The sequence below is a fragment of the uncultured Flavonifractor sp. genome, assembly GCF_944383115.1.
In the GTDB taxonomy this organism is placed as follows: Bacteria; Bacillota; Clostridia; order Oscillospirales; family Oscillospiraceae; genus Flavonifractor.
In genome coordinates, this window is sequence record NZ_CALWOJ010000128.1 from 1 (window position 1) to 4,465 (window position 4,465).

4 protein-coding genes are annotated in these 4,465 nt (G+C 63.2%); all 4 read left to right on the forward strand.

The window, feature by feature from the left end:
- Nucleotides 1–1,103 (forward strand): beta-N-acetylhexosaminidase (nagZ, locus tag Q0K43_RS10410; RefSeq protein ID WP_297290462.1); only part of this gene is annotated, 1,103 nt, incomplete at its 5' end.
- A gap of 91 nt (nt 1,104–1,194) precedes the next feature.
- Nucleotides 1,195–1,581, forward strand: a complete 387-nt coding sequence (locus tag Q0K43_RS10415; protein ID WP_297290463.1) for a hypothetical protein — start codon at nt 1,195–1,197, stop codon at nt 1,579–1,581.
- A gap of 55 nt (nt 1,582–1,636) precedes the next feature.
- On the forward strand, nt 1,637–3,085 hold the full coding sequence (locus tag Q0K43_RS10420; RefSeq protein ID WP_297290464.1) for an APC family permease: 1,449 nt from the start codon (nt 1,637–1,639) through the stop codon (nt 3,083–3,085).
- A gap of 49 nt (nt 3,086–3,134) precedes the next feature.
- Nucleotides 3,135–4,465 (forward strand): asparagine--tRNA ligase (gene asnS / locus Q0K43_RS10425; protein WP_297290465.1); only part of this gene is annotated, 1,331 nt, incomplete at its 3' end.

The following is a 4,465-nucleotide window of genomic DNA, read 5'->3' on the forward strand; positions in this document are numbered from 1 at the left end:
CGCCCACCCCGGAGCCTACCCCCACCCCTGACCCGGTGGCGGAGGCTCTGGCGGCCATGACCACCGAAGAGAAGGTGGGCCAGCTGCTGGTGGCGGGCATCGGGGGAACGGAGGCCGGTGAGGATGGCCTTCAGGCCGTTCAGGACTACCAGGTGGGCGGCGTCATCCTCTTTGGCCGGAACGTGGAGAACGCCGACCAGCTGGCGGACCTGACCAACGAACTGAAAGCGCTCAACGGCGACAACACCCCCCTCTTCCTGTGTGTGGATCAGGAGGGGGGACGGGTGGACCGGATGCCCCCGGAGGTGGACGACCTGCCCTCCGCCTATGACTATATCGCCGCCGGCGGCGACCCCCTGGAGCGGGGGAAGGTGCTGGCCGCCCAGTGTGCCGCCTTCGGCTTCCATCTGGACTTTTCCACCTGCCTGGACATCTGGTCCAACCCGGACAATACCGTCATCGGAGACCGGGCCTACGGCAGCGACCCCGACACAGTGACCCGGGCGGGGCTGGCGGTGAACCAGGGCCTGGAGCAGGGGGGCGTGATCCCGGTGGTCAAGCACTTCCCCGGCCACGGGGACACCGGCACCGACTCCCATGTGGACCTGCCGGTGGTGGACAAAACGGGGGAGGAGCTGGAGCAATTTGAGCTGATCCCCTTCCAGGCGGCCATTGACCAGGGAACCCCCTGCGTCATGGTGGCCCATATCCTCATGACCCGGATCGACGCCGACCTGCCCGCCTCCCTGTCCCCAAAGGTGGTGGACGGCCTACTGCGGCAGGAGATGGGCTTTGACGGGGTGGTGTGTACCGACGATCTGACGATGGGCGCCATCTCCAATACCTACGGCATGGGGGAGGCCGCCGTTCTGGCGGTGGAGGCCGGGTGCGACCTGCTGCTGGTGTGCCATGAGGCGGACAACCTCACCGCCGCCCGGGACGCCCTGCTCTCGGCAGTGGACGCCGGCCGCATCTCTATGGAACGGCTGGATGAGAGCGTCTACCGCATCCTGTCCCTGAAACAGGAGTACGGCCTTGCCAACGACCCGGTGGACGGGCCCGATGTGGAGGCCCTCAACGCCCAAATCGGGGCCATTTCCTGAACCAAAGTTCCATATGGCGGGGCCGTCTGTCTGAAAACTGTGGACAGACGGCCCTGTTTTCGTTATCATGAGAATTAAAGGAGGGAGAAGCATGACGCGTCGCGGTCCATCGTTTTTCAAGTGGCGGGAGACCCTGCCCTATGTGCCTGTTGTCCTGGCACTCTGCCTGGGGTTGCCCTGGCTGCTCCGGCAGCTGGAGGGCAGCGGTATGCCCCTGCTGAGCGGCGCCATCTACGCTCAGGTGCTGCTGCCCATTGGCTGTCTGGCTGTGGGGATGTTCCTGGGAAAACGCCAAGGCTTCTGCCCTCTCTATCCGGTGCTGTGCGGGGCGGGGACCTTCGCTGCTGTTTTCCTGCTCTATCACCATGACTATATCGTACTGCTCCTCTTCTGCGGCATTGCCGTGGCCTTCTCCCTGCTGGGGGTGGCGGCGGGGGCCTGGCCCCGGGAGGAGAAGAAGGGAAAGGGCGGAGGTTGAAAGCGCCCTATAACATGTTATAATAGGTCTATCTGACATAAAATGAGGGATCTGGATGGGAAAAACAGGGGGAAAGTCCATCAGCTTTTTTGGGCTGGTGGCTATGGGCATCGGCTGTATGCTGGGCACCAGCTGGCTGCTGCTTACCGGTACCTGGCTGGACACGGCGGGCGGGCCGCTGAATCTGGCGGTGGCCTTTATTTTGTGCATTATCATTGAGCTGCCCTTTGCCTTCGCCTACATGGAGGCCATCCCCATGTTCCCCCTGCCGGGAGGCGAGGTGGTGTACTCCTACGCCGCCTTTGGCCCCAGAGGGGGCTTTGCCGTGGGGTGGGCGGGCATCCTGATGAACACCATCGTGTTCTGCTGGGTGGATCTGGCCGCCATCTCCCTGCTGGACGAGCTGTTTCCCGTTCTGAAGGAGACCGCCGTCCTCTACCATGTGGGGGACTTCCCGGTGACCCTGCCCAACCTGGTCCTCCAGCTGCTGCTGGCCGGGGCCATCCTGTGGGTGCAGATCAAAGGGGCCAACGTGTGCGCCTCCCTGGCCAAGATCGCCACGGTGGTGCTGCTGGTTATGTGCGCCTTCGGCCTGGCGGTGTGCTTTGCCCACTTCGACCCGGCGGTGTATGCTTCGGACGGAGGCATGGAGTTTGATTTTGCCGGTTCGGCCTCTCTGCTCTCCCTGCTGGTGTTCTCGGTGGCCGGGTGGGAGACGGTGTCCAAGGCCGCCGCCGACGCCACCGGCCCCGCCGCCCGGAAGGCGGGGGCCGCCCTTATTACCTGCCTGTTCCTGGTCACCGGCATTTTGTGCCTGGTGTCCACCGCCGTGGCGGGCTGCATGCCCTGGACCGAGGCGGTGGGCCGCACCGCCCCCTTTGCCGATGTGCTGGTGTCCATCACCGGCCTGCCCTGGGTGCGGCTTCTCTTCCTGGTTACCGCCTTTGTGGGGGCGGTGGGGGTGATGAACTCCACCCTCTACTCCTCCGCCCAGATGCTCTACGGCCTGTCCCGGTTCGCCCTGGTGTCGAGAAAGTTTGCCGTCCTACACCCCAAATACGGCACGCCGGTGCGGTGCATCTGCTTTACCGCCGCCTTTGTGGTGCTTACCCCCTTCACCGGCAAGCTGTTCTTTATCCCCTTCATCAATGTGGCCTCCCTAACCACCATTGTCATGTGGGTCATGTCCTTTGCCGCCGTGCTGTGGCTGCGGAAAACCCGCTCCGACCTCCGCCGGCCGGTGTCCATGCCCGGCGGGAAGGTGACGGCGGTGCTGGGCGTTCTGGCCTCGGTGTTCCTGGCGGGCAACATCCTGCTGCCCATGAGTCCCGGCGCCCTCAGCGGCCTGGAGTACGCCCTGGCGGCGGCTCTGGCGGTGCTGGGCTGGGTGCTCTACCAGTTCCGGGACCGGTCCGTGGGCGCAGCGGAGCAGGAAAAGCTGATTTTCGGGGACCTTCTGGCGGGAGAATTGCCCGCAACCCCTTGCAAAATCGAAGAAAAATGATATACTAGTGCCCACTGAGGTTAAATTTTACGAATCGAGGGAAATGGAAATGGAACGCACCAAAATCGCACAGATTTTTGCGGACCAGGAGCAGTTCGGCGGCAAGGAGATCACCGTCTGCGGCTGGGCCCGTACCATTCGTGATATGAAGAGCTTCGGCTTTGTGGAGCTGAACGATGGCTCCTGCTTCAAGAATTTGCAGGTGGTCCTGGACGCCAATGTGCTGGACAACTATAAGGAGATCGCCGGTCAGAATGTGGGCGCCGCCCTCATCGTCACCGGCACCGTGGTCCTGACCCCCGAGGCCAAGCAGCCTCTGGAGATCAAGGCTTCCAAGATCCAGGTGGAGGGCACCTCCACTCCCGACTACCCCCTGCAGAAGAAGCGCCACAGCGTGGAGTACCTGCGTACCATCCAGCACCTGCGGCCCCGCACCAACCTGTTCTCCGCCACTTTCCGGGTGCGCTCCGTGGCTGCCCACGCTATCCACTGCTTCTTCCAGGACCGGGGCTTTGTGTACGCCCAGACTCCGCTGATCACCGCCTCCGACTGTGAGGGCGCCGGCGAGATGTTCCAGGTCACCACCCTGGACCTCCAAAACGTGCCCAAGAACGAGGACGGCACTGTGGACTATACCAAGGACTTTTTCGGCAAGAAGGCCAACCTCACCGTGTCCGGCCAGCTCAACGCCGAGAACTTCGCCATGGCCTTCGGCAACGTGTACACCTTCGGCCCCACCTTCCGTGCCGAGAACTCCAACACCCAGCGCCACGCCGCCGAGTTCTGGATGATCGAGCCGGAGATGGCCTTCGCCGATCTGAACGACTATATGGACACTGCCGAGGCCATGATCAAGTATATCATCAACACGGTGATGGAGAAGTGCCCCGACGAGATGAACTTCTTCTCCTCCTTCGTGGACAAGGGCCTGAAGGAGCGGCTGGAGCACGTGGCCAACTCTGACTTTGGCCGCGTTACCTACACCGAGGCGGTGGAGCTGCTCCGCCAGAACAACGACAAGTTCGACTACAAAGTGGAGTGGGGCTGCGACCTGCAGACCGAGCACGAGCGCTATCTCACCGAGCAGATCTTCAAGCGCCCCGTGTTTGTCACCGACTACCCCAAGGACATCAAGGCATTCTATATGCGCCTCAACGACGACGGCAAGACCGTGGCTGCCGCCGACTGTCTGGTGCCCGGCATCGGTGAGATCATCGGCGGTTCCCAGCGTGAGGAGCGCCTGGAGCTGCTGGAGAGCCGCATCAAGGAGCTGGGCATGAACCCCGAGGACTACTGGTGGTACCTGGACCTGCGGCGCTACGGCTCCTGCCGCCACGCCGGCTTCGGCCTGGGCTTCGAGCGGATGGTCATGTACCTCAC

Bases quoted from the DNA above. Each gene is read 5' to 3' on its own strand.
- Q0K43_RS10415 (WP_297290463.1), top strand. From the start codon at position 1,195: ATGACGCGTCGCGGTCCATCGTTTTTCAAGTGGCGGGAGACCCTGCCC.
- Q0K43_RS10420 (WP_297290464.1), top strand. From the start codon at position 1,637: ATGGGAAAAACAGGGGGAAAGTCCATCAGCTTTTTTGGGCTGGTGGCT.